Annotated in this window: 20 protein-coding genes and 1 pseudogene; 10 read left to right on the plus strand and 11 right to left on the minus strand. The window is 71.0% G+C overall.

The window, feature by feature from the left end; genetic code table 11:
* Positions 1 to 36: 36 nt before the first annotated feature.
* Positions 37 to 804 carry a DNA alkylation repair protein gene (locus tag ACTWQC_RS09690; protein WP_443315183.1) on the minus strand — a complete coding sequence of 256 codons (768 nt, stop codon included), beginning with the start codon at positions 802 to 804 and terminating at the stop codon, positions 37 to 39.
* 48 nt (positions 805 to 852) lie between these two features.
* On the opposite strand from ACTWQC_RS09690, the gene ACTWQC_RS09695 reads away from it, so the two are divergent.
* Positions 853 to 1,578, plus strand: a complete 726-nt coding sequence (locus ACTWQC_RS09695) for a TVP38/TMEM64 family protein (RefSeq protein ID WP_443315184.1) — start codon at positions 853 to 855, stop codon at positions 1,576 to 1,578.
* On the opposite strand, the gene ACTWQC_RS09700 is transcribed toward ACTWQC_RS09695, so the two are convergent.
* The gene (locus tag ACTWQC_RS09700) at positions 1,572 to 3,260 is read right to left on the minus strand and encodes a sugar transferase (RefSeq protein WP_443315185.1); all 1,689 of its coding nucleotides are present in this window, start codon (positions 3,258 to 3,260) and stop codon (positions 1,572 to 1,574) included. The two genes, ACTWQC_RS09695 and ACTWQC_RS09700, sit on opposite strands and share 7 nt — an antisense overlap.
* Complete coding sequence (locus tag ACTWQC_RS09705) at positions 3,257 to 3,775, minus strand: hypothetical protein (protein ID WP_443315186.1); 519 nt, start codon at positions 3,773 to 3,775, stop codon at positions 3,257 to 3,259. Before ACTWQC_RS09705 ends, ACTWQC_RS09700 begins: the two co-directional genes overlap by 4 nt.
* 397 nt (positions 3,776 to 4,172) lie before the next feature.
* Between ACTWQC_RS09705 and ACTWQC_RS09710 the strand changes: the two genes are divergently transcribed.
* The 5 genes from ACTWQC_RS09710 (at position 4,173) to ACTWQC_RS09730 (ending at position 14,492) form a co-directional block, all read left to right on the plus strand.
* Entirely contained in the window at positions 4,173 to 5,645 is a 1,473-nt protein-coding gene (locus tag ACTWQC_RS09710) for an esterase/lipase family protein (RefSeq protein ID WP_443315187.1), read from the plus strand.
* The gene (locus tag ACTWQC_RS09715; RefSeq protein WP_443315188.1) at positions 5,642 to 7,735 is read left to right on the plus strand and encodes a vWA-MoxR associated conflict system protein; all 2,094 of its coding nucleotides are present in this window, start codon (positions 5,642 to 5,644) and stop codon (positions 7,733 to 7,735) included. Before ACTWQC_RS09710 ends, ACTWQC_RS09715 begins: the two co-directional genes overlap by 4 nt.
* Entirely contained in the window at positions 7,732 to 8,685 is a 954-nt protein-coding gene (locus ACTWQC_RS09720) for an AAA family ATPase (protein ID WP_443315189.1), read from the plus strand. The genes ACTWQC_RS09715 and ACTWQC_RS09720 overlap by 4 nt, the downstream gene beginning before the upstream one ends.
* 1 nt (position 8,686) lies before the next feature.
* Complete coding sequence (locus ACTWQC_RS09725; RefSeq protein ID WP_443315190.1) at positions 8,687 to 13,297, plus strand: SAV_2336 N-terminal domain-related protein; 4,611 nt, start codon at positions 8,687 to 8,689, stop codon at positions 13,295 to 13,297.
* Positions 13,298 to 13,619: 322 nt separating this feature from the next.
* On the plus strand, positions 13,620 to 14,492 hold the full coding sequence (locus ACTWQC_RS09730) for an undecaprenyl-diphosphate phosphatase (RefSeq protein ID WP_443315191.1): 873 nt from the start codon (positions 13,620 to 13,622) through the stop codon (positions 14,490 to 14,492).
* Positions 14,493 to 14,574: 82 nt separating this feature from the next.
* Here ACTWQC_RS09730 and ACTWQC_RS09735 read toward each other — a convergent pair whose 3' ends face one another.
* Positions 14,575 to 15,726, minus strand: coding sequence for a CapA family protein (locus tag ACTWQC_RS09735; protein WP_443315192.1), 1,152 nt, complete (start codon positions 15,724 to 15,726; stop codon positions 14,575 to 14,577).
* A 976-nt stretch (positions 15,727 to 16,702) separates the two neighbouring features.
* Here ACTWQC_RS09735 and ACTWQC_RS09740 point away from each other — a divergent pair.
* On the plus strand, positions 16,703 to 17,062 hold the full coding sequence (locus ACTWQC_RS09740) for a CAP domain-containing protein (RefSeq protein ID WP_443315193.1): 360 nt from the start codon (positions 16,703 to 16,705) through the stop codon (positions 17,060 to 17,062).
* Between the two features lie 58 nt (positions 17,063 to 17,120).
* Here ACTWQC_RS09740 and ribA read toward each other — a convergent pair whose 3' ends face one another.
* Entirely contained in the window at positions 17,121 to 17,777 is a 657-nt protein-coding gene (gene ribA / locus ACTWQC_RS09745; protein WP_443315194.1) for a GTP cyclohydrolase II, read from the minus strand.
* Between the two features lie 178 nt (positions 17,778 to 17,955).
* Here ribA and ACTWQC_RS09750 point away from each other — a divergent pair, with 178 nt between their 5' ends.
* Together ACTWQC_RS09750 and ACTWQC_RS09755 are read left to right on the plus strand one after the other, a co-directional pair.
* Positions 17,956 to 18,720, plus strand: a complete 765-nt coding sequence (locus tag ACTWQC_RS09750) for a creatininase family protein (protein ID WP_443315195.1) — start codon at positions 17,956 to 17,958, stop codon at positions 18,718 to 18,720.
* Positions 18,717 to 19,673: a RibD family protein gene (locus ACTWQC_RS09755; protein ID WP_443315282.1), complete on the plus strand. Its 957-nt coding sequence runs from the start codon at positions 18,717 to 18,719 to the stop codon at positions 19,671 to 19,673. The genes ACTWQC_RS09750 and ACTWQC_RS09755 overlap by 4 nt, the downstream gene beginning before the upstream one ends.
* On the opposite strand, the pseudogene ACTWQC_RS09760 reads toward ACTWQC_RS09755, so the two are convergent.
* The 5 genes and pseudogenes from ACTWQC_RS09760 to ACTWQC_RS09780 all read right to left on the minus strand — a co-directional run.
* Positions 19,554 to 20,498 (minus strand): annotated as a pseudogene (locus ACTWQC_RS09760) (lysylphosphatidylglycerol synthase transmembrane domain-containing protein); the annotation flags it as partial. The gene ACTWQC_RS09755 and the pseudogene ACTWQC_RS09760 sit on opposite strands and share 120 nt — an antisense overlap.
* Positions 20,498 to 21,412, minus strand: coding sequence for a methyltransferase domain-containing protein (locus ACTWQC_RS09765; protein ID WP_443315196.1), 915 nt, complete (start codon positions 21,410 to 21,412; stop codon positions 20,498 to 20,500). The pseudogene ACTWQC_RS09760 and the gene ACTWQC_RS09765, both read right to left, overlap by 1 nt.
* On the minus strand, positions 21,409 to 22,479 hold the full coding sequence (locus ACTWQC_RS09770) for a glycosyltransferase family 4 protein (protein ID WP_443315283.1): 1,071 nt from the start codon (positions 22,477 to 22,479) through the stop codon (positions 21,409 to 21,411). Before ACTWQC_RS09770 ends, ACTWQC_RS09765 begins: the two co-directional genes overlap by 4 nt.
* Before the next feature lie 77 nt (positions 22,480 to 22,556).
* Positions 22,557 to 22,955, minus strand: coding sequence for a 6-pyruvoyl trahydropterin synthase family protein (locus tag ACTWQC_RS09775; RefSeq protein ID WP_443315197.1), 399 nt, complete (start codon positions 22,953 to 22,955; stop codon positions 22,557 to 22,559).
* Between the two features lie 97 nt (positions 22,956 to 23,052).
* Positions 23,053 to 24,045, minus strand: a complete 993-nt coding sequence (locus tag ACTWQC_RS09780; RefSeq protein WP_443315198.1) for a zinc-dependent alcohol dehydrogenase — start codon at positions 24,043 to 24,045, stop codon at positions 23,053 to 23,055.
* 115 nt (positions 24,046 to 24,160) lie between these two features.
* Here ACTWQC_RS09780 and ACTWQC_RS09785 point away from each other — a divergent pair, with 115 nt between their 5' ends.
* A complete protein-coding gene (locus ACTWQC_RS09785) occupies positions 24,161 to 25,021 on the plus strand; it encodes a CDP-alcohol phosphatidyltransferase family protein (protein WP_443315284.1) in 861 nt (286 codons plus the stop codon).
* Here the strand turns inward: ACTWQC_RS09785 and ACTWQC_RS09790 are convergent.
* Entirely contained in the window at positions 25,009 to 25,461 is a 453-nt protein-coding gene (locus ACTWQC_RS09790) for a YbhB/YbcL family Raf kinase inhibitor-like protein (RefSeq protein WP_443315199.1), read from the minus strand. The genes ACTWQC_RS09785 and ACTWQC_RS09790 overlap by 13 nt on opposite strands.
* Between the last annotated feature and the right edge of the window lie 124 nt (positions 25,462 to 25,585).

Below are 25,585 nucleotides of genomic sequence, written 5' to 3' on the forward strand. Positions count from 1 at the left end.
CGCCAGTTCAGAACGCTGTCCGCAACCCTCCGCCGGTCAGAGGTTCTTCAGCGCCTCGCGGACCGAGAGCGGCGCCAGCCGGTCCCGCGCGGATGCGACGAAGGAGCGGACCGCGTGGGGATCGGTCTTCGCGTACTCGCGCAGCGCCCAGCCGATGGCCTTGCGGATGAAGAAGCCGGGATGGCGGGACTGGCGCAGGCAGTAGTCGAAGAGCCGGTCCGCGTCCGTGTCGCCCTTGAACCGCAACTGGTGCAGCAGGGCGGTGCGGGCGATCCACATGTCGTCGTCCGCGATCCACTCGTCCATCGCCGCCACGAGCCGGGGGTCCGCAGCGACCAGCGGGCCGACGACGTGCGCGGCGAGCAGGTCCACCGTGTCCCACCAGGACTTGGTGGCGACGAGATGGCGGGCGACCGGCAGGAATCCGGATGAGCAGCGGCCCGCGTACCGGCGCAGGTAGTCGACCGCGAAGTACTGGTACTCGCGCTCGGGCAGCTGCCAGCAGCGCAGCGCGATGGCCGTGCAGTCCGCCTCGCCGGGGCGCGCGGTGCCGGCGAGGACCGTACGGGACAGGGCGCGGCGTTCGGTGGTGGGGATGCCGAGGAAGGGGGCGATGCCTTTCATGTACGCGGCGGCACCCTCGGCCCGTACGGGATCGGCGGCGGACGGGTAGACGGCGGTCAGCCGCTCGATCACGGTGTCCGCGAGCTCACTCTCCGGCCCGCCCGTGGTCGGTCCCGGCCCCGGAATGACGGGTCCCGGCCCCGGAGTGATGGGTTCCGGCCCCGGTGTGATGGGTCGCATGGGCCCAACATACGGCGATCGGACACCGGCGTCGGTTAGTCTCCCCCGATGCCCGTCCCTGCCCCTGCCCCTGCCGCGCAGCGCCCGCAGACCCTGACATACGCCAGGGCGCTGCTGTCCCCATGGGCCCGGTTCGCCCTGCTCGTCGTGCTGCTCGCCGCGGCCGCGACGGCCGTCGTGCTGTTCGAGCCGCAGCAGCTGCTGGCGGAGGGCTGGCCGCCCCGGGTCTCGGGCGGCGCGGCCGTGGTGCTGTTCGCCGTCGCGTACGGGGTGTGCACGGCCGCGCTCGTGCCGCGGCCGATTCTGAACCTCGCGGCCGGTGCGCTGTTCGGCGCGCAGTTCGGGCTCGCGGCCGCCGTCGCGGGCACGGTGCTCGGCGCGGGCATCTCGTTCGGTCTCGGGCGGGTACTCGGCCAGGACGCGCTGCGGCCGCTGCTGCGTGCCCGCTGGCTGACGGCGGCGGACCGGCAGCTCAGCAGACACGGCTTCCGCTCGATGCTGGCGCTTCGGCTCTTCCCCGGCGTGCCGTTCGCCGCGGCCAACTACTGCGCCGCCGTCTCGCGCATGGGCTGGCTGCCGTTTCTGCTCGCCACGGGCTTGGGGTGCGTGCCGAACACGGCCGCGTACGCCATCGCGGGCAGCAGGGCCACGGCCCCGGCCTCGCCCGCGTTCCTGATCGCCATCGGTTTCATCGCCGTGACGGGGATCGCGGGTCTTACGGTCGCCTGGCGCAAGCGGGGCCGGCTGCGCCGGGGCTGGTCCCCGGGTCAGTAGGCGCCACGGCCGTCGATGACAGCGCGGAATGTGCGCGCCATGATGGCGATGTCCCCGATGAGGGACCAGTTCTCCACGTACCGCAGGTCGAGCCGGACGGTCTCGTCCCACGACAGGTCCCACCGCCCGCTGATCTGCCAGATGCCGGTGACTCCTGGGCGCACCGCCAGTCGGCGCCGCTCCGTCTCGTCGTACAGCGCCACTTCGTCGGGCAGCGGAGGGCGCGGACCGACCAGGGACATCTGACCGCGCAGCACATTGATCAGGAGCGGCAGTTCGTCCAGCGAGTACCGGCGCAGGAACCGGCCGACCCGGGTGACCCGGGGGTCCCGGCGCATCTTGAACAGTGGGCCGTCGTGCTCGTTCTCCGACAGCAGCGCCCGCTTGCGGGCCTCAGCGTCCGCCACCATGGTGCGAAACTTCCACGTGTGGAAGGCCTGCCCCTGAAGGCCGACCCGCATCTGCCGGTGGAAAACCGGCCCGGGCGAGTCGAACCGCACGGCCAGAGCGATCACTCCCATGACGGGGGCCAGCAGCATCAGCAGCGTCGCCGCCCCGAACCGGTCCATCAGATACTTGGTCTGCAACTCGACACCCCGCCGGATCGGCGGCGCGATGTGGAGCATCATCAGCCCACCGGCCTCCGAGGAGCGAACGCGGTGCTGTGCGACCTCGGCGAGCCCGGGCAGGACGGCCAGCGAAAGTCCCGAGTCGTGCACGCCCCAGATCAAGCGGCTCAACCGCTCGCCGACCATGGCCCCGCCGGGGATGGCCACGATCAGGTCGGCTCGGTGGAAGCGGGCGGCACTGCGCACCTGCCCCGCGTCGGCCGTACCGGCCGGTGGGGCCTCGTCGAGCCGGGCGGCGATGGGCAGGCCGATCAGCGGTTCTCCCGCGCCGACCGCGCAGAGCCCGACGACGACGTATTCGTGATCGGTGTGGCGGGACAACAGGTTGATGACATGATCGGCGGTCACCGGTTCCCCGACGACGAGCACCCGGCGCACTCCCGAGGCCCGGCGCCGTCGGTCGGACAGGTGGCGGTGCAGGGACCTGCGCACCGTCGCGCTGAGCACCGGAGTCGGCGTCAGAGCGAGGAGTGCCACATAGGGATCCGTGGTGGCGTCGGTGAAGGCGTGCAGGATGGCGAGCACTCCGAGCAGGGTCGCCCAGTCGTAGAACACCGGCCGCGGCGAGCTGATTTCGCCGAGTGCGTACCGGGCGTAGCGCCCGCGGACGGCGCAGACCAGTATCCACGCCGCTGCCGCGATCAGGGCGCACAGCGCCGCGGCCCGCTGGTCTGCGGCGTGCAGGAGCAGCAAAGTGGGCAATCCGGCGGCGAGGATGTCCACGCCGATGGCGGTGAGTAAGTACCAGCGCGGCCTTCGGGGAGTGCTGCGCCGCGGCGCCCGTCGCGGTGGCTCTTCGGGGTCGGCGGGTGGCTCGCCCTCGGGCTGTGCCTCGCGTGTCCGCGCGCCCACGCCGACGAGGGCGGGCACGACCGCTGGTACCGGGCTCTCCTGGCCGCCGGCCCGGCGCTTGATCTCGGCGAGCGCCGCGCTGCGGCGCTCGCCTCCGGGGTCGGCCAGGCGGGCTTGCAGCGACGCGCCGGACCGGGCGAGGCGGGCGGCGACGAAGGGATCGGGCCGCTGGTCGTAGACCCTCCTGCGGAACGGCTTCACGACTGATCCCCCTTGAAGTCGTCCGGCTCATCGAGCTGTTTGAGCCTGCGCTTGAGCGTGGCCTCGGCTCGGGCGATCTGCGAGCTGACGACCCTCGGTTTCATCCCCAGTTCGCGTTCGATCTTCCCCTGCGGCCAGTTCTCGCGCAGCCAGAGAACGGCGACAGCCCGTTGTCGCGCGGGGATCTCGTCGAGGACGTCGATGAGCGGGTCGCCGGATGCGCGTGGGGGGCGGGCGGGGCCTGTCGGCTGCCCTGCTCTCGGCCACCAGGAGCGTCGTCTGCCGTAGGCCGCGATCACCGTCCGCGCGATCCTGGCCTTGATCCAGGTGTCCGGATCGCCTATCGCGTCCCACTGGCTGTACGCCTGCGAGCAGACCTCCTTGACCAGCCACTCGGCGCGCGCCAGTTCGGCCGGAAGGTCGGCGGCCAGCATCAGCGCAGCGGTGACCGACAGGTCCTCGAAGTTGAAGTGGAAGTAGCTGTCGAAGTCCAGACTCGGTTCGATCGTGGTCATCCGAGCGCCTCTGCCGCCGGCGGGCAGGCCACAGGACGAGACTGCCCCTCTGCTGAGCGCGCCGAGGCCGGCCCGGCAATCGTCGAACGATGGATGAGCAACGGCGGGTCCTAGGTGCATGAGCGGTGAACTGACGCGCCGTAACCTCTGGACGGAGACTGGCACCCTTCGAGACAACCACACGCACACCGAAAATATGACCCGAACTCGGGGGCGTGCGGGAGCGACCGAGGGGGCGCGTTAAGCCAGGAACGCAGCAAGTGCGCGCCCCCCTTCCCGATCAAGCACCCCAACTTTCTTCAATGCGGCACCATCTTTCTTCATTTCCGGCACCATCTCCCGCACGACCCGGCATCATGTCGGCAGCACAGGTGCGGCTCCGGGGGGAGGCCAGGCATTGACAGAGCGAATCCGATTCAACGACGTGATCGTGCTACTGCCCGGTATCGGGGGAAGTGTTTTACGCAAAGGGCAGACGCCCCTGTGGGAACCGTCCCTGAAGCTGGCGGGCGGGCTGCTGCGCAACCGCACCGAGCTGCTCGAGGCGCTGGCCGGCGACCGCGCCGACCTGGACGACGCCGAGCACGACAGCGAGGTGACCGCCGCTGGACTCATCGGCACACCGGTCACCATCCCCGGGCTCGCCAAGGTGAATCAGTACCGTGCGTTGCGCAGGATGATCCTCTCCGGTCTGGATGTCGTCCGGGGTGATCCCTCCGTGGACGGACCGCCCGCGAACTATTTCGAGTTCGCCTACGACTGGCGCCGCGACAACCGCGTCTCCGCCCTCCGTCTCAAGGAATTCATCGACCGTGAGCTTCCCAAGTGGCGCTCCGCACTCCCCTACGGCCGGCCGAAAGTCGTATTCGTCTGCCACAGCATGGGAGGACTCGTCGCCAAGTTCTACGCCGACGTCCTCGGCGGCTGGACGCACACCCGGTCCATCATCACCTTCGGCACACCCTTTCGTGGGTCGGTCCAAGCGCTCGAATTCCTCTCCAACGGCTATCGGAAATGCGGCATCGAAATCGCTCCGATTTCAGAACTCCTGGCCGGCTACACCTCGGTCTACCAGTTGCTGCCCCGCCATCCCGTCGTCCTCGACCGCAGGTCAGGACCGGACCGGCCCACTGCTCCGCTGCGGGTCTCGGAACTGGAGGAGAAGTCGGCCGGCTCGTTGTCCGTGACCAGAGCGCGCTGCGCCTATACGGACTTCCACCAGGAAATGGGACCGGAGGCGGCCGAACGGACAGGCCCGGGGCAGGGGCACCTCATCCCCGTCGTGGGTTACGGGCACAGCACACTGCAAGCCGCAGTGCTGTCCGACAACGGCGTCGCGACATCCGCAGAGCCCCTGGCCCTGGGCAGCGGCCGCCGATGGCTCGGAACAGGGGACGGCACCGTGCCGGCCCTGTCGGCCATCCCCGTCGAACTGAGCGAGGGACCGGTTCACTGGTGGGAGAACGGCACGCACTCCTCGTGCCATACCGGCGAGCGAGCGCTGGCGCGCCTTCTGCGCACCCTGGGCCTGTACGGCACGGGCATCAGCGATCTCCAAGGACCTGACGGTGCGCCCGTCCTGACCGACCCGGGGGACGCACACGAGGACAGACCGGTCATCGCGCTCGAAGTCGAAGACGTCCATCTCGGCGGCGAGCCCGTCACGCTCCGGTGCGCTGTGCGGGAAGACCCGGCCGAAGACACGACGCCGCGCATGGAACTCACCGGCCCCGGGCGGCCCGAGCAGGTCACTCGAACCGACGGGGAGAACGGGGCCGCCTGGGTCGTCGAAGGACTGCCGGCCGGGACCTACGAGGCCACCGTCACCTACGGCAACCGAACCGTCGCCGACGTCTTCGAGGTCTGGTGACTCCCACGGCCTCCCACAACCCCGACCGGGCGTGGGTCAACTGGAAACAGACCGAACCGCAGCGGCTCGCCCGCTATGTCGACCCGAACGCGATCGTGCACTGGTTCGGGGTCCCCGCGCCCAGGAACGGCACGGCGTTCGACGAGCGTCAGACGGACCGCCGCACCACCGTGCGTGCCTTGTACGACCACATGGCCGCGCTGAACATCGCCTACGAGACCGCGCGTCTGGACTTCGCGAACGGCCATGAGGCCGAGCAGGTCATCCGCCCACCGCACCGGGTACGCCAGGAGGGCGGCAACTGTCTGGAACTGGCGCTGGTGTTCGCCGGACTCAGCGAACACCAGCGCCTCCGGCCGCTGGTCGTGCTCCTGGAAGGCCATGCCCTGCTCGCGCTCTGGCTGGAGGCGGACGTCGACCCTCTGGTCCGTACGGGGCGGCCTGCGCCGGGAGATCACACCATTCTCAGCGGCGGAAGGATCCGCGATGCCGGTGATCCGGCGGTCAAGACGGCATTGCTGAGAATGGTCGAGACGGACTCCTTCATCCTGGTGGAATGCACCGGCTTCGCCTATTCGGAGACGCTGCACGGTGCCACCGGGCGACTCACCTTCGACCAAGCCGTCGAGGCCGGGCACGAGCGGCTGCGCCACGGCAGCCTCATCGACCTCCTGGACATCGCCTACTTGCACGGCAACCGCCTCTACACGCCGTACGACCTGCCGGTCGCGTCGGGGCGCCCCACCGGGGGCGCCCCGATCGCGCGGCTCGGCGACCGCGGCGCCAAGGCACTCTTCGATGCCTTGGCGCAGAGCGACGGCGCGCCGCCGCACGGGGACCGCTGGACCGAACCGGATCTGCGCCGACTCAGTCAGTGGCTGGCCACGCAGCAGGTCGGCCCGCCCGATGTCATGGACCACCTGCGGCAATTGGTCGAGGACCTGTCGCTGGCCCTGCGCGCCGCCTCCTTCATCAGACAGTGGATACCGGCTGAGCGGCTCACCTCGGCAGCACTCCGCAAGGCGCTGCTGGCCACTCTGCCCGGCGCGCTGCGCGAGTCGCCGGTGGGCCTCGACGACCACCTGAACCTGATCGCGCTGCGCCATCCGGTGACGGACGACGGCTGCGGAAGGGCCGTCGTGGAGTTCACCCTGCGTCTGGCCATGAGTGCGGAACTCGACGTCTGCGACCCGCGGTTCGAAGCCTGGGCGGAGACCGTGGCGGACATCGCACACGTCAACGACCTGCGTAACCGCCTCACGGCCCAGACGCGTACCTCCGATGTGCGGCTCGTCGTCGACCTGCACGCCGTACGCACGACGGCGCGGGCGGAGCGGCTCCGCGCCTGGCTGCTCGACGGCGACGAGGTACTGGCCCCGCCGTGGACGGCGGGTGAGGACCGGGCCGAGGGAAAGAGCCTCGAGGAGGCGATGGCGGACATTTATGAGGACGCCTTCGACATCGCTGAACAGCATGGCCTCCTCATCGGCCGAGTGGACGTCGCCGTACCCACCTCCCTGATGGTGCGTTACAAACCCGAGGAGTGCCGCATCGGGGACCGCCTCGGGGCGCACCACGATGTCGTCGTACGGTGGAGCGACCATCTGCGCCCGCAACCTCCCGAGCGCCGACGCGCGCTGCGCATGTGCCGTCTCCGGCTGGCCAAGATGGAGCAGGACGGTTTGGACACGGCGATCGAATGGATACCCGACGCCGACGCCCGGGACCGTGCCACGCTGACCCGCCGCATCCACAGCGGTGACTACAAGGCCGTGGGCCTTCGCTCCCTGCCGTCGGCGGACCCCGAGGGGCTGCTGGACCTTCTGCTCCTGCACGTGCCCATCCTGATGTGGCCCGAGGAGTCGGTGGCCGACTGGGACGAGGTCGAGTGCGATGTACGCGACTGGTGGCCGGACCTGCCCGCCGCCTTTCTCCGTGCCTATCGCACGGCGTGGCGGGCCGACGCGTCGGAGAAACTCCCGGCTCTGGCGAAGCTCCGAGCAGTGTGGCACGACCGGGAGTGGCAGAGGTTCTGTGATGTGTTGAAACGGCATCGAGCGGGCTTCGCTCCCTCAGGAGGACAACTGTGACGTGGGCCCCTTATTACCGCGGAGACGGCGAGAAGCGAGCCGTCGAACTCCCCCCGCCCCCGCCATGGCGCCGTCTGCCGTCCAGCTCGGCCGACGGCGACGCAAGCGGCGAGGGCGGCGATGCCGAGGACACCTTCCGCTTCGACCCACCGGAGGGTCTGGTCGATGCCGTCAACGCCGCCCTGTACCTGCGGCGGCCGTTGCTGCTCACCGGACCCCCGGGCTCCGGGAAGTCCGCCGTCGCCGAGTCGGTGGCCCGCGAACTGGGCCTGGGTGAGGTGCTCCGCTGGCACATCACCTCCCGTAGCACGCTCCCCGACGCGCTCTACGGGTATGACGCGCTCGGCCGTCTGGACGCCACGCGCCACCACGAGGACGACGACATCGGCCGGTTCATCCGCCTCGGCCCCCTCGGAACGGCGCTGGCCTGGTCCGACGGGCCGCGGGTGCTCCTCATCGACGAAATCGACAAGAGCGACTTCGATCTGCCCAGCGACCTCCTCAACATCCTGGAGCGCGGCGAGTTCGAGATTCCGGAGCTGGCTCGGCACGACAAGACCACGGTGAGCGTGCGCCGTTGGGACGCCACCGGTGCGGAGGACATCTCGTCGGGCCGGGTCACCTGCACGCACTTCCCGGTCATCGTCATGACGAGCAACGGAGAACGCAGCTTTCCGCCGCCGTTCTTGCGGCGTTGTGTCCGCTTCCAGGTCAAGGATCCGAGCGCCGAGCGGCTCGCCAGAATCGTCCGTGCCCATCTGGGCGACGAGGCCGCGGCGAGCGTCCAGCAACTGATCCAGGGCTTCGCCGAACGTCTCGAGGGACGGGCGACGCTGGCGACCGACCAGTTGCTCAACGCCGTGTACCTGGTGACCGGTGAGTTGCCTCCAGAGGGGCGCCAGCGCGAGGAACTGGAGGCTCTTCTCCTCCGCGATCTCTCCAGCACCTGACATGGTCGAGTTGGAGACGCTGCTGCAGCGCCTTTTTGACGTCGGTGCCGAAGTCGACGCCGTGGGGTTCGCCGATGCCCTCTGGCTGGCCGACGCCATCGGCCGCCAGGCCGGTCACGGGGCCGAGGAGCATCCCCGCGAGGCCGTCGGACAGCCCGGGGAGCGGGAAGCGGCGGAGGACCCGGCCGCCGACACCACGGCGGCCTGCGGCGGGGGCATGGACGAGCCCGCCCCTGCGGCGGGCACGGGAGACCTGTACGACAACGTCGGTGGCGCGGGCCTGCAGCGCGCTACCCGGGTGTACGTCGAACGAGGCCCTTCCCTCCCCCGGCAGCTGAACGTCGCGCGCTCCCTGCGCCCGCTCAAGCACCGGTTCCCGCGTGGCCGCAGGCGCACCCTCGACGTCGAGAGCACGATTCACGCGTATGTGCGCAGCGGTGATGTGGTGCCGGCCTTCTCCGCAGTGCCGGAGCGGTGGTTCCACCTCGACGTGGTTCTGGACGACAGTCCGTCGATGGAGGTGTGGCGGGAGCCGTTCGACGAACTGATCCGGATGCTGCAGCAACTGGGCGCCTTCCAGACCGTCCACACCTGGCGACTGGACGTCTCGCAGGACGACCCCGTACTGCGCGACCCGACCGGCCACGTCGTCACGTCGGGCCGGCTGAGGGACCCGGCAGCCCGGCGCCTGGTCCTGGTCTGCTCCGACTGCGTGGCCAGGGGCTGGGACCGTACGGGCATCTGGCAGGACCTGCGCAACTGGGCGGCTTCGACCGCCACCGTACTGCTCAACCCGCTCCCCGACCGGCTATGGCAGCACACCGGTCTCAACTCCCAGGCAGCCCGGCTGCGTCCGGGCAGGCGCGGTGCGCACGGAGGGGATCTGTCCTTCTCCGCGCCCCTGTTCTCCTGGTTGCACCCGGGCCGCGACGACGACGCCGGCTGGACGGCGCTGCCGACGACCGACCTGTCGCCCGACTCACTGGGGCAATGGTCCGGCACTCTCATGGGAACCGAGAGAGGCGGCTGCGGCGGCGTACTCCTGCCTTCGCCCGCCTCCCTCACCGCACGCACGGGCTCCGGGAGCAGGGCGGAGTGGGCGGAGGATGCGGAGCCCCAGGTCGACGAACCCTGGGACGACGAGGACGACGAGGACGACGGCTTGGGTCCCTCCCACCCCGAGGACACCGTCAGGGCCTTCAGAATGCTCGCCTCCCCCGAGGCCCGCCGACTCGCGGTGCTCTGTTCCGGCCAGCGGACGCTGTCGCTGCCGGTGATGCGCCTCATCCAGCACACGATGCTTCCCGACGCAGAGGTGAGCGACCTGGCCGAAGTCGTGGTCAGCGGCCTGTTCGAGGAGCCTCCGCCGCGCACCGGCGACAGCGAGCTGCTTCTCACCTTCCGCCCCGGCGTACGGGAGGTGCTGCACCGGTCCCTGGCACGGGAGGACGCCTGGAAGGTCCACTGGGCGCTCAGTCGCTTCATCGAGAAGGAGACCGGGCAGCCGACCTTCCTCGCGGCCCTCGTCGATCCCAGCGGTCCGCTGGCTCTGCCGGCCGACCTCCAGCCCTTCGCCGCGGCGCACCGCGACGGCCTGCGGCTGCTCAGAGGGGTGTCGGCAGGCACGGAGTCCGGCGCCTCGGAGCGTGCTCCGTCCGTCGGAGCGCGGGAGGCGAGAAGGTTCCTCATCGCCGTGATGCTCACGGACGCCCACGAGTTCACCGCGTCCCGCCGCATGGTGGTGGAACTGTTCGCCGGCCTCGGATACCAGGACGCGACAACGAGCGCCGAGGACCTGACACCTGAGGAGCTGGCCCAGCAGATCCACGCCTTCTGCCAGTCCGCGGACCGCCGCCCCCGCGACCTCCTCACGGTCTACGTGGCGGCACACTCCGTGAGCCTCGCGGAGAAGGTCCACCGGTTCCTCGGCGCCATCGGCGTACGCCATCTGTTGTTGCTGGTGGACAGATGTGGTGCCGATGCACCCGGTGCGGGTGCGCCGCTCTCCCCGCCGTCGTGGAGCGACACAGCAGGGCCCGGAGCGGGAGCCGCGGTTTCCGTCCTGGAGTGCGTGTCATCGGGTCACGCGGAGGCGGGGAATCTTCCCCGCCTTCTGCGAGTCGCAGTGGACGAGTTGGCGACGGAAGAGGATCAGCCCTGCCTGCCCTTGCACGCCATCGCCCGGCGCATGACCGAGCTCGCCGGCCCCGGCTCCGGTCCCCGGATTCGCCTGTCCCGCCTCGGGCCGCCCGACGACGAGCCGGCGTTCCTGCCCAGCCCCCGGCACCTTCCCGCGCCTTCACCGGTGGACTCCAGTGCGCCGCAGACCGCGAGGGCGGCCGGGACGGGGTACGCAGTACGCCGTGAAGCGCGCCTCAACTCCCATTTCCTGGCAGGGGCGCAGGCATCGCTGACGGCGGGCGGCGGCTGGTCCTTCACCGCGCGTCACCAGGCGCTGACCGAGATTTCCGCCTGGCTCAATGAGCCGCGACCGCACCCACCGGCGTTGGTGGTCTGCGGTGATCCCGGCTCCGGCAAGTCCACGGTCCTGGGGGCGATCGCCGCGCTCACCAGTCCCCAGCTCAGGCGCAGGGTGCCCCTGTCGACCCTGGAGCTGCCCTCCCGGGCGATCCCGCCCCTGGGCAGTGTCGATGTCGCCCTCTCCGCCCGGGAACTGACCGACCGGCACGTGGTGGCGGAGCTGGCGGCCGCCGCGGAGCTCTCCACCGACCACCCCAGGGAACTCCTGGCGGGTCTGGAAGGGTCCCCGCGGCCCTTGACCGCGGTCATCGACGGTCTCGACGAGGCGGCCACCCCGGACACGCTCATCGCTTCGGTGCTGCGTCCGCTCATGGATCACGGTCGGGGCCGCATCCGGTTGCTTCTGGGCACCCGCCGCTCTCTTCTGCCCCAACTGGGAGACACTGACGGGGCCTTCACGATGCTCGACCTGGATACGGAGAGGTTCAGCGATCCCGCGGACCTCACGGCGTACACGGTCCTGATGCTGCTCGAGTCCTCGCCCCACAGTCCCTACCGGGAGGCCCCGCCACCGGTGGTCCGCGAAGTGGCGGAAGCGGTGACCGCGGTGGGCGGATCCTTCCTCACGGCCCGGATCGTCGCCCGCGCCCTCGCCGCCGCGGACGCCGTCCCCGACCCCCGCGACCCCGCATGGCGAGCGTCGCTGCCGCGCGACATCGGGCTCACGCTGCTCCGGGAGCTGGACTCCGAGCTCGGCACGGCCGCCGAGCCCGCCCGCGACCTGTTGCGCCCCCTCGCCTTCTGCCAGGGCCCCGGACTTCCGTCCGCGGGGCTGTGGGCCCAAGTGGCTTCCCGGATGTCCCGCCGGAGGTATACGGACGAGGACGTGGCGTGGCTGCGGCGGCTGGCCGGCATCTGTGTCGTCGAGGGACACGAGGACGGCAGGGCCGGCTACCGCCTGTGCCATCAGTCGCTCGCCGACGCCCTGCGCCAGGACTGCGACGACGTGGCCGCGCACACGGCGATCACCGAGGTGCTCCTCTCGCACCTCCCTCGTGCGGCCGACGGCACCCACGACTGGTCCCGCGCCGAGCCCTACGTCTCGCGCTATCTGTCCGTGCATGCCGCCGCCGCCGGACGCCTGAACGATCCAGGAGAGCTGGGGAGCGCCCTGCGGCATCTCTCCCGGCCGGCGCAAACTCCGCGGTCGGGCCGGGCGACGAGCCACGGCGCGCAGGTCGTCGTACTCCACGGGATGGGCAGGGCCAACGAGGACAGGGCCGCCGGGCGCAGCCGCCTGACGGCAGCCCTGCGCGATGCGGTCGACCGGGCCGTGCGCGACGATCCCGATGCGCGGGCCCGGGCGGGCGAGCTGCGATGGGAGGTGTCCTTCCCCGGCTACCAGGACCTCTTTCGTGCCGCGGGGGCTCCGGAGGCGCTTGCGGGACCGAGGCTCTCGGCCCGGGATGTCGCACCCGGGCTCGAGACGGACCTGCTGCTGCAGTGGTGGGAGACTGCCGCCCGGGCCGATCACGCCGTACCGCGGCCGGATACCAGGACTCTCCAGGACGCGGCACAGTCGCTGTTCGATCCCTCGCGGACTTCTGCGATCAAGCGCGTGGTCAGTGCGCTCGGCAGGTCGCGGTTCTTCATGGGAGTCGCGGAGCACATGCTGGTGGGGAGCATCAAGCAGCTCCTGCGCTACTTCCAGGAGGAAGGGCTCCGGGAGAGCGTCATCAACCGGGTGGCGGAGGCCATTTCGCCGCGGACTCGCGTACTGGTCGGGCACTCCCTCGGCTCGATCGTGGCCTACGAGGCGTTGTGCGCCCACCCGGAATGGCCGGTGCGCACGCTGGTGACCACCGGCTCGCCGCTCGGCGTCAGACATCTGTTCTTCGACCGGCTCAAGCCGGCCCCGGTGAACGGCGTCGGCGCGTGGCCGGGCTCGGTCGTGCGGTGGGTGAATGTGTGCGACCCCCGAGACCTCGTAGCCCTGGAACCACGCCTTGCCACGACCTTCGGTGCGCGGGTCGAGGACGTCTCCGTCAGCAACGGAACAGCGGCCCACGACATGTCTCGCTATCTCAGCGCCGGCGCTGTGGGAGCGGCCATCGTCTCGGAACTCCTGTGACCGCCGCCGGTCGTCCCTGTGGACCGCCGCACGGCTGCCGCGAGACACCGCCTCCCTGCCCCCGCGAGGGGCCCGGCGACGGCCGAACATCCAGGGGCGCTACGCTGCCTCCGACTGGGCGCGATCACCATCTGCTACAGCGTCCACAAGCCGCCCAGAGAACCTGACGCACCGTCAGCCAAGCCAGCAAAGGTGAGCATGAGTATGCCCACGACCCTATTCACATGATCGAACGCGCGCATCGCCTGGCAGCCCACCCTGGCCTCTGACCCACAGGTTTCCTGGTCAGACCGTGATCGTCTCTTGGATGGCATAGCATTTCATGTCTTGGTTCGAATCATTCATCCTCGGTCTCGTCCAGGGGTTGACCGAGTTCCTGCCGATCTCCTCCAGCGCCCATCTCCGGCTGACCGCGGCCTTCGCCGACTGGCACGACCCGGGCGCCGCCTTCACGGCGATCACCCAGATCGGCACCGAGACCGCCGTGATCATCTACTTCCGCAAGGACATCGCGCGGATCGTCGGCGCCTGGGCCAAGTCGCTGTTCAACAAGGCGATGCGCAGCGACCACGATGCCAAGATGGGCTGGCTGGTGATCGTAGGGTCGATTCCGATCGGCGTGCTGGGCGTCACGCTCAAGGACCAGATCGAGGGGCCGTTCCGCGATCTGCGGCTGATCGCCACCACTCTGGTCGTCATGGGCGTCGTGCTGGGCGTCGCCGACCGGCTCGCAGCGCGGGACGAGGCGGGCGGCAAGCACCGCGCCGTACGGGACCGCAAGACGCTCGCCGAGCTCGGTGTCCGGGACGGCCTGATCTACGGGGTGTGCCAGGCCATGGCGCTGATCCCCGGCGTATCGCGGTCGGGCGCGACGATCAGCGGCGGTCTGCTGATGGGCTACACCCGCGAGGCCGCCGCCCGCTACTCCTTCTTGCTCGCGATCCCCGCGGTCCTGGCGTCGGGACTGTACGAGCTGAAGGACGCGGGCGAGGGCCATGTGTCGTGGGGGCCGACGATCTTCGCGACCATCGTCGCCTTCTTCGTCGGGTACGCGGTCATCGCCTGGTTCATGCGCTTCATCTCGACCAAGAGCTTCATGCCCTTCGTGGTCTACCGGATCCTGCTGGGCATCGCGCTCTACATCCTGGTCGGGACGGGAGCCCTCGATCCGCAGGCGGGCGAGTCCGCGGGCTGAACTCGCGGACCCCGCGGGCTGACCCCGCGTGCTGAGACCCCGCGTTGACCCCGCAGGCTGACCCGGAGCCCGCCACTCCGCGTCACTCCCCCGCCGTCGCTTCCGTCAAGCCGTCCTGAGCCGCGCCCCGGCTCAGAACGGCTTCGCGTACCCGGTCCCGTACCTCGGGGAATCGATTCCGCGTCGCGGTGACGACCCGGAACGGCGGCCCGACGTCCGAGTGCCCGACGAGGAACTCCGCCTTCGAGACCGTCCAGCGGTCCCCCTGGGGCGCGAAGGTGAAGCGGGCCATCGAGCCCTCGTTGCCCCGGGCCTTCCCGGGCACGAAGCTCGCCACCTGGTCCCCGAGCCCGTACACCACCCAGGTGCCGTTGACCTTCTCGTACGGCTGCGGCACATGGTTGTGCGTCCCGATGATGAGGTCGATGTCCCGCCTCCCGCCCGTGCGGGCGGCGGTGAGCCGCCGGGCCTGGTCCAGTTGCTGCCCGTCGGGCGCCTGCTGCCACTCGGTGCCCCAGTGGACGCTGACGAGGACCACGTCGGCCCCGGCGCGGCGGGCGGCCCGAGCGTCGGCGATGACCCGCTCGGGGTCGAGCAGGTTCACCGCCCACGGCTGCCCCTCGGGCAGCGGCACGCCGTTCGTGCCATAGGTGTACGCGAGGTGGGCCACGTCCGCTCCGCCGGCCCGCAGCCGTGCGGGCCGGGCGGCCTCGCCGGCGCTGCGGGCCGAGCCCGCGTGCCGTACGCCTGCCGCGTCGAGGGCGTCGAGCGTGCGGTGGAGGCCCTCCGCACCGGCGTCGAGGGTGTGGTTCGAGGCGGTCGAGCAGCTGTCGTATCCGGTGGCGCGGAGACCCTGGGCGACGTCCGGCGGGGACTGGAACATGGGGTAGCCGGTGAACGGCCCATCCGGGAGTCCGTACGGGGTCTCCATGTGACAGACCGCCAGATCGGCTGGGTCGACGACAGGCTTGACCCCGGCCAGGATGCGGCTGAAGTCGAAGCCGGTGCCGCCCGCGTCGGTCTGCGCCTGCCGGATGACCGAGGGGTACGGGATCACGTCGCCGGTCGCCACGACGGTGAAGGGGCGACCCTTGGCGGAAGCCTCATCCGGCGCGGCCTTCTTGGGGCCGCCGGGCTGGGTGGGGCCTGGCGCCGTCCCCTGTGCGGAACAGGCGGCGAGCGCCCCGAGGGCCAGCCCCCAGGCCGCCGCCTTTGTGCGCAGCGCGCAGCGCATGCCGGTCTCCTCTCGCCTCGGTGCACTTCTCACGCCTCTTCGCAGCGTGTACCGAGGTCCGGGGGTCCGCAGCCGGGGGCCGTACGGGTTGGGCCGAGGGGAGTAGCGGCGCGTCGGCTTGACGGGCCTCCGGGGCGCGCGCACGGGGGCCGCACGCACGCGAGCACCACGGGCGCATTCCGTCACCAGGAGTGCACGCCTGGATACCCAAACCCGCAGGCTGGTGACATCCGTCACACCGATATCCGGCACCAACGCGGCGGGATAGTAGGTGGCCGCCATGCGGAATAGGGGATTTGTCCGTCCCGAAACCGACATACTTCGCACAGGGTTCGATGGCCTGCGGCTCGCTCAGCCGCATCCGCCCGCCTATGCGGCGAATAAAGGCTTCTGACAGGGCGACAGAATTGCCGGAAATGCTCCGAGAGGCGGCACGCATTCCCTTGCCCCGATCGCAAGAGCCCTCCCTTCCTACGAAGCTCTTTAGTAGCACATGCTCGTTGCCCTGCACGTCCGGCGGTCCTAAGAATGACGGCTCCGCAAGGCGTCTCCGCAGCTCAGGCACGGGGTCCGTGCAGAGCCGACCGCACTCGAGGCGCCCCGCGATTTACGAGCGAGGTCACCCATGTCGAAGCACCGCAGGAATACGCATTACCGGCAGATAGCCATCGCCGCCATCGCCATAGGCGCCGTGGGTGTGCCCTCCGCCGCCATGGCCTGTATGGACTGGCAGGAGAACAAGGGCGGTGAGTCTCACAGCCGTTGGAAGAGCGAGTCCTCCCATCACCGGTGGGCAGACGGCCGATCGCACGCCAAGCCGGCTTCGCGAGCATCGAAGACCCCCACCGCGTCTCCGAGTGCTTCGAAATCCGCCGCTCCGAAGTCCACCGCTCCGAAGTCCACCGCTCCGAAGTCCACCACTCCGAAGTCCACGGCCCCGGACTCCACCGCCCCGGCCTCCGGCGACTCGGCCCGCGTGGTGGAACTCGTCAACAACGAGCGCCGCAAGGCCGGATGCGCACCGGTGACCGTGAATGAGAAGCTGGCGAAGGCCGCTCAGGATCACAGCCAAGACATGGCGGACAGCCGGAACATGTCACACACGGGCTCCGATGGATCGTCTCCGGGCGACCGGATCACGCGTGCCGGTTACAACTGGAGCACCTACGGCGAGAACGTCGCCTACGGCTACACCACGCCCGAAAGCGTCATGGAGGGCTGGATGTCCAGCCCCGGCCACAAGCGCAACATCCTGAACTGCTCCTTCAAGGAGATCGGTGTCGGCCTCGCGCAGCCCGGCCATTACTGGACGCAGGACTTCGGAACGGCCCGATAACGGACACCGCGAGAGCGCCCGGTCACGTACGGCCGCCCGGGTCACGCGCACGTCGTCGTCACGACCAGTCGGCCGCGCCGTCCAGGTGCGGCAGGTAGTGATCGAGGCGCTCTCGCTTGGTCCGCAGATAGCGGATGTTCTCCTCACCCGGCGGTATCAGCAGCGGGACCTGTTCGGCGATTTTGATGCCGTGCCGCAGCAGCGCCTCGCGCTTGCGCGGGTTGTTCGACAGCAGCCGTACGGATTCCACACCGAGGTCGTGCAGGATCTCCGCCGCCGCCCGGTAGTCACGGGCATCCACCGGGAGCCCGAGAGCGAGATTCGCCTCGACCGTGTCCAGTCCCTCCGTCTGGAGCTTCATCGCCTGCAGCTTGGCCAACAGCCCTATTCCCCGGCCCTCGTGGCCCCGGAGGTAGACGAGAATGCCGCGCCCCTCTGCCACGATGGCGCGCAGCGCTGCCGACAGTTGCTCCCCGCACTCACAATGCGCGGACCCGAAGGCATCTCCGGTCAGGCACTCCGAATGCACGCGGGTAAGCGCTCTCTCTCCCCCGACGTCGCCGTGCACCAGCGCTACGTGCTCATCCCCGCCATTGCGGTCCAGGTAGCCAATAGCGAGAAAATCGCCGTGTACGGTGGGGAGTCGGACATTCACCACTCGTTCGACATCTGATGGACGAGCACCGCGGTCGAACACGACTTCACTTTCCGTCATGGCGCGGATCTTACTCCTGCTGGTAAATCCTCATCGGGTGTAAGCGAATAATGGCGGGGGAAACTTCAACCCGGCGTCCGATTCGTCGTGTTCGGACCAGTGGGCAAGGGGTTCCCGGGTAACGTAACCTGGCCGCATCCCGCAGAACCGAGAGCGAAGAGTGAAAGGCCGGAAAAACATGGGAGGTTGGGGAACGCATGGAACCGCCCCAGGCCTGTTGCCGCTGGGCACAACCGAAGACGTGAGGGCCGGACGGCCCGCTGTTGCGGTCCTTCCCGTCGGCAGCTTCGAGCAACACGGCGCTTTTCTTCCGCTGGTGACCGACACGGTCATCGCCTGCACCATCGCCCGGGAGGTCGCCGCCGCGTATCCGGTCCACCACCTCCCGCCCGTCACGATCTCCTGTTCACACGAGCATGCGGCCTGGCCCGGGACCGTCAGCATCTCCGCCACGACCCTCTACTCCGTCGTACGGGACATCGCCGACTCGCTCCGCCGGTCCGGTATCAGCACCCTGATTCTGGTGAACGGACACGGCGGAAATTACGTACTACGCAACGTGGTTCAGGAATCCGCCGGCGGCGGTACCCGGATGGCGCTTTTCCCGGGCCCGGCGGACTGGGATGCGGCGCGCGCCAGGGCGGGTGTGCAGACGCCGTCGAACAGCGATATGCACGCGGGAGAAGTGGAGACCTCCATCCTGCTGCATGCCCATCCAGAACTGGTCCGCCCCGGCTATGAAACCTCCGATTGTCTCGCCGACGACCGGAAACATCTGCTCACCCTCGGCATGACGGCCTACACGGAATCCGGCGTCATCGGCCGCCCGTCAATGGCGTCCGCCGGGAAGGGAAAGGAATTGCTGGCCGGACTTGTCGATTCGTTCGATGAGTACTTCTCACTTCTCGCATCGCCGGCCGAAGCCCCGCGGGACATACGATGACCGGCCGCGCCGAGCACCGCAGCAGCGTGCTGGACACGGCGGAGGCCTGGGACCGGCTGCACCGCATCCGGTCCGCGGCCGACGCCGAGGCCGCGGGGCTGGTCCTGGGCCCCGACGGCTGCCGACGGTGGGGGCAGGACGCCTCACCCGGGGCGGCACTGCTCGCCGACCGCTATCTGCCGCTGTGCCTGGCAGGTCCGCGTCTGGTGTTCGCCCAGCTCGGGCAGAGCCTGGACGGTTTCATCGCGACCCGTACCGGCGACGCCGACTTCGTCACCGGCGAGGAGGACCGCCGCCATCTGCACCGCCTGCGTGCGCTCGCCGACGCGGTGGTCGTCGGGGCCGGCACCACCGTCGCGGACGACCCCCAACTGACGGTGCGCGCCTGTGCGGGGGCCAACCCGGTGCGGGTCGTCCTCGATCCGCGCGGCCGGGTGCCGCTGCGGCGCCGGGTGTTCACCGACGGGGCCGCGCCGACCCTGTGGGTGGTGGGCGCCGGCAGTGACCGGGAGCAGACCGTCCCGGACGGCGTCGACGTGCTGACTCTGCCGGACAGCGATGCGTTCTCGCCCCGGCGCCTGGTGCAGGCCCTCGCGCGGCGCGGCCTCGGCCGATTGCTGATCGAGGGCGGCGGCGTCACCGTGTCGCGCTTCCTGCACGAGCAGCAACTGCACCGGCTGTACGTCACCGTGGCACCGGTCCTGCTCGGCGACGGCGTTCCGGGGCTCCGGTTCCCCGGCACACCGGTGATGCGGGACGCGCTCCGCCCGCCGGTGCGACGCGCCGCCCTCGGCGAGGACACCCTCTTCGAACTCGAGCTGCGGCCGCCCGGACCGCTCGGGCCGCAGACCGGCCAGCCACCGGCCGGCGAGCACGCCGACGCCGGGAAGGCTCGCGGCGAAGGTGAGCACTCCGTACACCACGGCGACGGTCAGCCCCTGGGCCGCGCCTAGGCCCGCGGCGCCGAAGGCCCACGCGGTGACGCCTTCGCGCGGCCCCCAGCCGCCGACGTTGAGCGGCAGCGCCATGGCGAGCAGCGCCAGCACCATCAGGGGCACCAACTCGGCCGATGGTGCGGCGGATCCCGCGACCCGGGCGGCGAGCAGGAACGTGCCGAGGTGCCCCGCCACCACCGCGACGGATGAGATCACCACTCCCGGCCAGCTGCCGCGGGCCAGCAGCGCGAGGCGCACCTCGGCCAGCGCCGCGCGGACCGCGTGGCGCCATCGCGAGGTGCCCGGCTTCCGGCGGAGCCAGACGGCGGCCGCGATCACCACGAGCCCGCACACCACGGCGAAGGCCGGTGCGGCGCCCGGCGTCGTGGCGAGGTGGTGGACGCCTGTCACGGCCAGGGACGGCCGGGCGAGCAGTACCGTCACGCCGACGACGATGAGGGCCACCTGCCCCGCGGCCCGTTCGAGGACCACGGCACGTACGCCCCGGCCCATGTCACCGGCGTTCCGCCCGTGCCGTACGGCGCGGTGCACATCGCCGAGGACCCCGCCGGGCAGCGCCGCGTTCAGGAACAGTGCCCGGTAGTAGTCCGCGACGGCGCGGCCCATCGGCAGCCGGAGGCTCAGGGCCCGGGCCACCAGGCACCAGCGCCAGGCGCTGAACACGGTGGTGATCAAGCCGAGACCGAGAGCGGCCAGGAGGGTCGGGCCGTCGATCCTGCCCAGGCCCTCCAGGAAGGCGCCGGTGCCCAGCCGCCACAGCAGCACAGCGAGGATGGCCAGTCCGGCGACGGTCCGGATCCGGGCCCAGGCCGCGCGCGGGATCACGAGATCCTCGCCTGCGGCCGGGGCAGTGCGAGCAGATCGCTGTGGTGCACCACCACCCGCAACTCGCCCGCCGCGCACGCTGCCAGGCGGCGCCGCAGATACGCGTCGGCGCGCGACGCCAGGTCCGGCCGCTGCTCACAGGCCGCGCCGACCCAGCCCCGCAGCCACTCCGCCGTCAGCGCGGACTCTCCCCCAGAGGCTTCGCCCTGGGTGGGGGTGCCCCCGCCGAAGGCAGGGGAAGTGCCCCCAGCGCCGAGCCGCCACGGGCTGGCGTGCACCCGTACCGTGGCGCCCTGCTGGGCGAAGGCCTCGGAGGCCGCCGCGACGGCGTCGGGGCCGAGCAGGCGGCGGCCCCGATCGCTGCGCCGCTGGTGGGCGTTGAAGGCCCCGGCGATCTCGGTGTCCAGCGGGTCGGCCGGGGTGAGCTCGACCCGTCCCACCACGGAGAGCGCCAGCAGCGCCGGACATCCGGCACCGGCGCAGGCTGCGGCGAGCCCGTCCACCTCGTCGCGGGTGAGCACGTCCAGCAGAGCGGAGGCCGTTACGAGCGAGGTGCCGGCAAGGCCGTCCGCGGTCAGCCGGGCGATGTCACCGCGCTCCGTCGATACCGTGACGCGGCTGCCGTCGGCGGCCGTACGGGACGCTGCCGCGCGTGCCCGGTCGAGCAGATCGGGGTCGCGGTCGTGCAGGATCCAGTGCTGAGGGCCGTTCAGCCGGGGGGCGAGCCAGCGTCCCATGGAGCCGGTGCCGCAGCCGAGATCGCGAATCACCAGCTCTCGGGGGCGCCGCGGCGGGTCCGCCAGGTGACGGCGCAGCGAGTCGAGGAGCTGGGGTGCGCGGGCGGCGGCGTCGGCGCTCTCCCGCAGCTCCAGCCACTCGGGGGTGTAACGAGGCGCGTCGGTCGTACTCATGCGGCCCTCCGCGGCTCGTGTCGGAGCTGTTCCAGCACACCGGCGATATTGCGCGACGTCGTCTCCCAGCCGTCCAGCACTGCGCGCCGTTGGCGTGCTGAAGCCTTCAGCCGGCGGCGCACGCCGGGCTCGCCGAACCAGCGGCGCAGCGCCGCGGTGAGCGCCGCCGGGTCGTCCGGCGGCACGAGGATGCCCGGCACGCTGCCGTCGGGCGCCCGACCGACCGCCTCCGGCACGCCGTCGACGGCCGTCGCCAGGACGGGAATTCCGCGCGCGAGGGCCTCGGTCACGACCATGCCGTACGTCTCGGCGTACGACGTGAGCACCAGGAGGTCGGCGGCGGAGTAGCTCGCGTCCAGCTGCGCGCCCGCCTGCGGACCGGTGAGGTGCAGCCGGTGTCCGAGGCCGGACTTCTCGATCAGCTCGCGGACTCGGGCGACATAGCCGGGGTCGTGGCGCAGTCCGCCGACACAGGTGCAGCTCCAGGGCAGGCCGGCGACGGTCGCCAGGGCCTCTACCAGCCGGTGCTGTCCCTTGCGCGGGGTCACCGTGGCGACGCACAGCAGCCGCGAGGCGCCGTCGGTGCCGGACGCCAGGGGCGCGATGTCGGCGCCGGGCGCGGCGACATGGACCCGGCCGGGTGCGAGCCCGTGGTGGTCCACGAGCCGGCGGGCAGCCCAGCCGCTGGTCGCCACGACCGCAGGCACGGCGTGCAGGGTCCTGCGCTCCCGGGTGTCCAGGTCTGCCGCGACGCGGCGAGGCAGGCCTGTCTCGTCGCCCAGCGGCAGGTGCACCAGCACGGCCAGCCGCAGCCGCCGCGCCACGGCGACGACGATGTCGGGGACGGCGCAGGCGACGAGCCCGTCGAGGAGCACGACGGCGCCGTCCGCCGGCTCCGCGAGAACCCGGGCCAGTTCCGCGCGGGCGGCGGGTCCGGGCCGTGGCCATGTGCCCGCGACGGCGTGCTCGCGCACCTGCCAGCCGAGGCCGGGCAGGTCCCGGCACACCCGCCGGTCGTAGGTGTTGCCGCCGCTCGGTGCGGCCGGGTCGCGGACGTCGCCGGGCATGACGATGTGCACCGAGCGCACGGCCGTCGTGGTGGCGTCGCCGCGGTTCACAGGGTGGGCTTTCACAGGGTGGGCCTTCACAGGGTGCGCTCGTAACTCGCCCAGGCGATATGCGATTCGTGCAGGGTGACCGTGATGCCGGTGAGGTCGCGGGCGCCCTCGCCCAGGGCGCCGGCGTGAATACGGTCGGCGAGGCGGTCGGCGATGACCTTGGCCAGGAATTCCGTGGAGGTGTTGGTCTCGGCGAAAGCCGGTTCGTCGTCGAGATTGCGGTAGTTGAGCTCGCCGACCACACCGCCGAGTTCCCGGGTGGCCAGTCCGATGTCGACGACGATGTTGTCGGCGTCGAGCTCGGCGCGGCGGAAGGTGGCGTCCACGATGAAGGTCGCTCCGTGCAGGCGCTGTGCGGGTCCGAAGACCTCGCCGCGGAAGCTGTGAGCGATCATGAGGTGATCGCGGACGGTGACGCTGAACAACGGATGGCCCTCCAGGGTGCGGGACGTCTCCCTCTGCCGAGGTGTGTCGTGTAGTACGGCCGGTCCGTTCTCCTTGCTCAGTCCTGCTCGGACTTGTTCAGACCGAATCCGCGGCGGAGTCGTACAGGACGCGGTGGCACAGCGCCGGGAGGTCGCCGGAGGCGAGCCGGGGCAGTACCTGCGGCAGCTCCTCGAAGGAGCATTCGCCGGTGATCAGCGCGTCGAAGGCGGGGTCGGCGAGCAGGTCGAGGGAGAGCGCGAGCCGGTCGGCGAAGGTCCGGCGGGAGCGCCGGGCCTGCGCCACCGTGCCCACCTGACTGCCGCGCACGACCAGGCGGCGGGAGTGGAAGGCCTCCCCCAGCGGCAGGCTGATCCGCCGGTCGCCGTACCAGCTCAGTTCGAGCACCGTCCCCTCGGGGGCGAGGAGTTCCAGTGAGCGCGCGAGGCCGTCCTCGGTGGCGCTGGCGTGGACGACGAGGTCGCACTCGCCCGCGGCGTCCTCGGGGAGCGCGAAGCCGACGCCGAGCGCCTTGGCGATGTCCGCACGGGCGGGATCCGCGTCGACCAGCTGGACGCGGACGGCGGGGAAGCGAGCCAGAAGGGCGGCGACGCAGGCGCCGACCATGCCGGCCCCGACCACGGCGATCCGGTCGCCGATCAGCGGTGCGGCGTCCCACAGGGCGTTGACCGCGGTCTCCACCGTCCCGGCCAGTACGGCCCGGGGGGCGGGGACCGTGTCCGGCACCGGGGTCACGGCGCCGGCGGGGACGACGTACCGCGTCTGGTGCGGATAGAGGCAGAAGACCGTACGGCCGAGCAGGGACGGCGGTCCTTCTTCGACGAGGCCGACGTTGAGATAGCCGTACTTGACGGGGCCGGGGAATTCGCCGTCCTGGTACGGCGCCCGCATCGCGGTGTACTGGCTCTCGGGTACGCCACCGCGGAAGACGAGCGTCTCCGTTCCGCGGCTCACACCGGAGCAGAGCGTACGCACCAGAACCTCGCCGGCGGCGGGTTCCGGCAGGGCGGCCGTCCGGATCTCACCGTGACCGGGAGAGCTGAGCCAGAAGGCGCGGGCGTCGCGCTTCATCGGCCTCCTCCTGAACATTCGGGTGGCGGTGCACGTTCTAGTGGGCACGACGTCCGCGGATACGGTACGCGGCACTGATCGACTCTGCCACAGAGCCGGAGGGGGCACGGTGGCCCTGTACGACGGGTACGACGGATACGACGGCTACGACAGGTACAGCGAGCACGGCACAAAACTGTTCCGGCAGGAGACAACAGCCGGCTTGGGCGCGCAGATCCTCCTGCTGGCCCTGCTCGGCACGGCGGTCGGTCTGGGACCCGTGGGGTGGCTGACGGGTACGGCGTTCGCGCTCGCCACCTGGACGATGCTCACGCTCGCGCTGCGCCGGTCGTGGACCCGGTCCTTCGGGCCGGCCAACGGCGTCACCCTGGCCCGGGCGACGCTCGTCGGCGGGGTGACCGCGCTGGTCGCGGACTCCTTCGGGAGCCGGCCGCCGGTCGCGGTCCTGGTCATGCTCGCCACGGTGGCGCTGATCCTCGACGCGGTCGACGGCCAGGTCGCCCGGCGCACCGGGACGGCGTCCCCGCTGGGGGCCCGCTTCGATATGGAGGTCGACGCCTTCCTCATACTGGTGCTCAGTGTCCACATCGCCAGGTCGCTGGGCGCATGGGTGCTGTTGATCGGCGCGATGCGGTACGCGTTCGTCGCGGCGGCCCGGGTGCTGCCATGGCTGCGCGGGCCGCTCCCTCCGAGCACCGCCCGCAAGGCGGTGGCCGCGCTGCAGGGGATCGTCCTCGTCGTGGCCGGCGCAGGGGTCCTCTCGCGCCTTCCCGCAGGCGCAGCGGTCCTCCTGGCGCTGGCGCTGCTCGTCTGGTCCTTCGGACGCGATATCGCGTGGCTGTGGCGCGTCAGGGACCGCTTGACGGACAGGCGGCTCCGGGTGGCGTCCGGTCCTGAACCCACCGTGGCGCCCGGTCCCGAGCCCGCCGGGACACCCGCTCCCGAGCCCGCCGGGGCCGGGGCTCAGCGCTGGTAGAGGCCGACCAGCGTGCCGCTGGCAAGCTCGCCCTGGCGGTCGATGGCGCGGTGGACCTCACGGGCCGTCGGGCGGCCGGACAGGGAGACCCGGTCGGGCAGGGCGTACAGGTGGAAGATGTACCGGTGCGCATCGTCGCCCACGGGTGGCAGCGGCCCGTCCCACCCCCGGTCCCCGAATCCGTTGGTGAAGGCGGTGCCCGGGGGCGCCTGGCCCGGGTCCACGCCGTGGCTGTCCGGCGGGATGCCGGTGACCAGCCAGTGGACGAAGCTCCCGGAGGGGGCGTCGGGGTCCTCGCACAGGAGGACCAGCTCTTCGGTGTCGTCCGGCACTCCCGACCAGGTCAGGGGTGGCGAGACGTTCTCCCCGTCCTTCGAGTAGCGGAGGGGGATGGTGCTGTGGTCGCTGAATGCTGCGCTGTGCAGCTCGATTCCGGTCATGTACGCCGCGGTACCCCTGAGCGGGCCGGCCATGCCGGTCCGCCGTCCACGATCCTCATGGCTTCCCCCTGGGCGGAAACGATCTCAGCGGAGCGGTAGGAGCGATCACCCCGGGTATCGCGAT

Origin of the sequence: Streptomyces sp. 8N616 (assembly GCF_052246385.1) — a bacterium.
Classification (GTDB): domain Bacteria; phylum Actinomycetota; class Actinomycetes; order Streptomycetales; family Streptomycetaceae; genus Streptomyces.

Bases quoted from the DNA above. Each gene is read 5' to 3' on its own strand.
- ACTWQC_RS09690 (WP_443315183.1), bottom strand. From the start codon at position 804: ATGCGACCCATCACACCGGGGCCGGAACCCATCACTCCGGGGCCGGGA.
- ACTWQC_RS09780 (WP_443315198.1), bottom strand. From the start codon at position 24,045: ATGAAGCGCGACGCCCGCGCCTTCTGGCTCAGCTCTCCCGGTCACGGT.
- ACTWQC_RS09765 (WP_443315196.1), bottom strand. From the start codon at position 21,412: ATGAGTACGACCGACGCGCCTCGTTACACCCCCGAGTGGCTGGAGCTG.
- ACTWQC_RS09790 (WP_443315199.1), bottom strand. From the start codon at position 25,461: ATGACCGGAATCGAGCTGCACAGCGCAGCATTCAGCGACCACAGCACC.
- ACTWQC_RS09750 (WP_443315195.1), top strand. From the start codon at position 17,956: ATGGGAGGTTGGGGAACGCATGGAACCGCCCCAGGCCTGTTGCCGCTG.
- ACTWQC_RS09725 (WP_443315190.1), top strand. From the start codon at position 8,687: ATGGTCGAGTTGGAGACGCTGCTGCAGCGCCTTTTTGACGTCGGTGCC.
- ACTWQC_RS09755 (WP_443315282.1), top strand. From the start codon at position 18,717: ATGACCGGCCGCGCCGAGCACCGCAGCAGCGTGCTGGACACGGCGGAG.
- ACTWQC_RS09705 (WP_443315186.1), bottom strand. From the start codon at position 3,775: ATGACCACGATCGAACCGAGTCTGGACTTCGACAGCTACTTCCACTTC.
- ACTWQC_RS09735 (WP_443315192.1), bottom strand. From the start codon at position 15,726: ATGCGCTGCGCGCTGCGCACAAAGGCGGCGGCCTGGGGGCTGGCCCTC.
- ACTWQC_RS09730 (WP_443315191.1), top strand. From the start codon at position 13,620: ATGTCTTGGTTCGAATCATTCATCCTCGGTCTCGTCCAGGGGTTGACC.
- ACTWQC_RS09770 (WP_443315283.1), bottom strand. From the start codon at position 22,479: ATGCCCGGCGACGTCCGCGACCCGGCCGCACCGAGCGGCGGCAACACC.
- ribA (WP_443315194.1), bottom strand. From the start codon at position 17,777: ATGACGGAAAGTGAAGTCGTGTTCGACCGCGGTGCTCGTCCATCAGAT.
- ACTWQC_RS09695 (WP_443315184.1), top strand. From the start codon at position 853: ATGCCCGTCCCTGCCCCTGCCCCTGCCGCGCAGCGCCCGCAGACCCTG.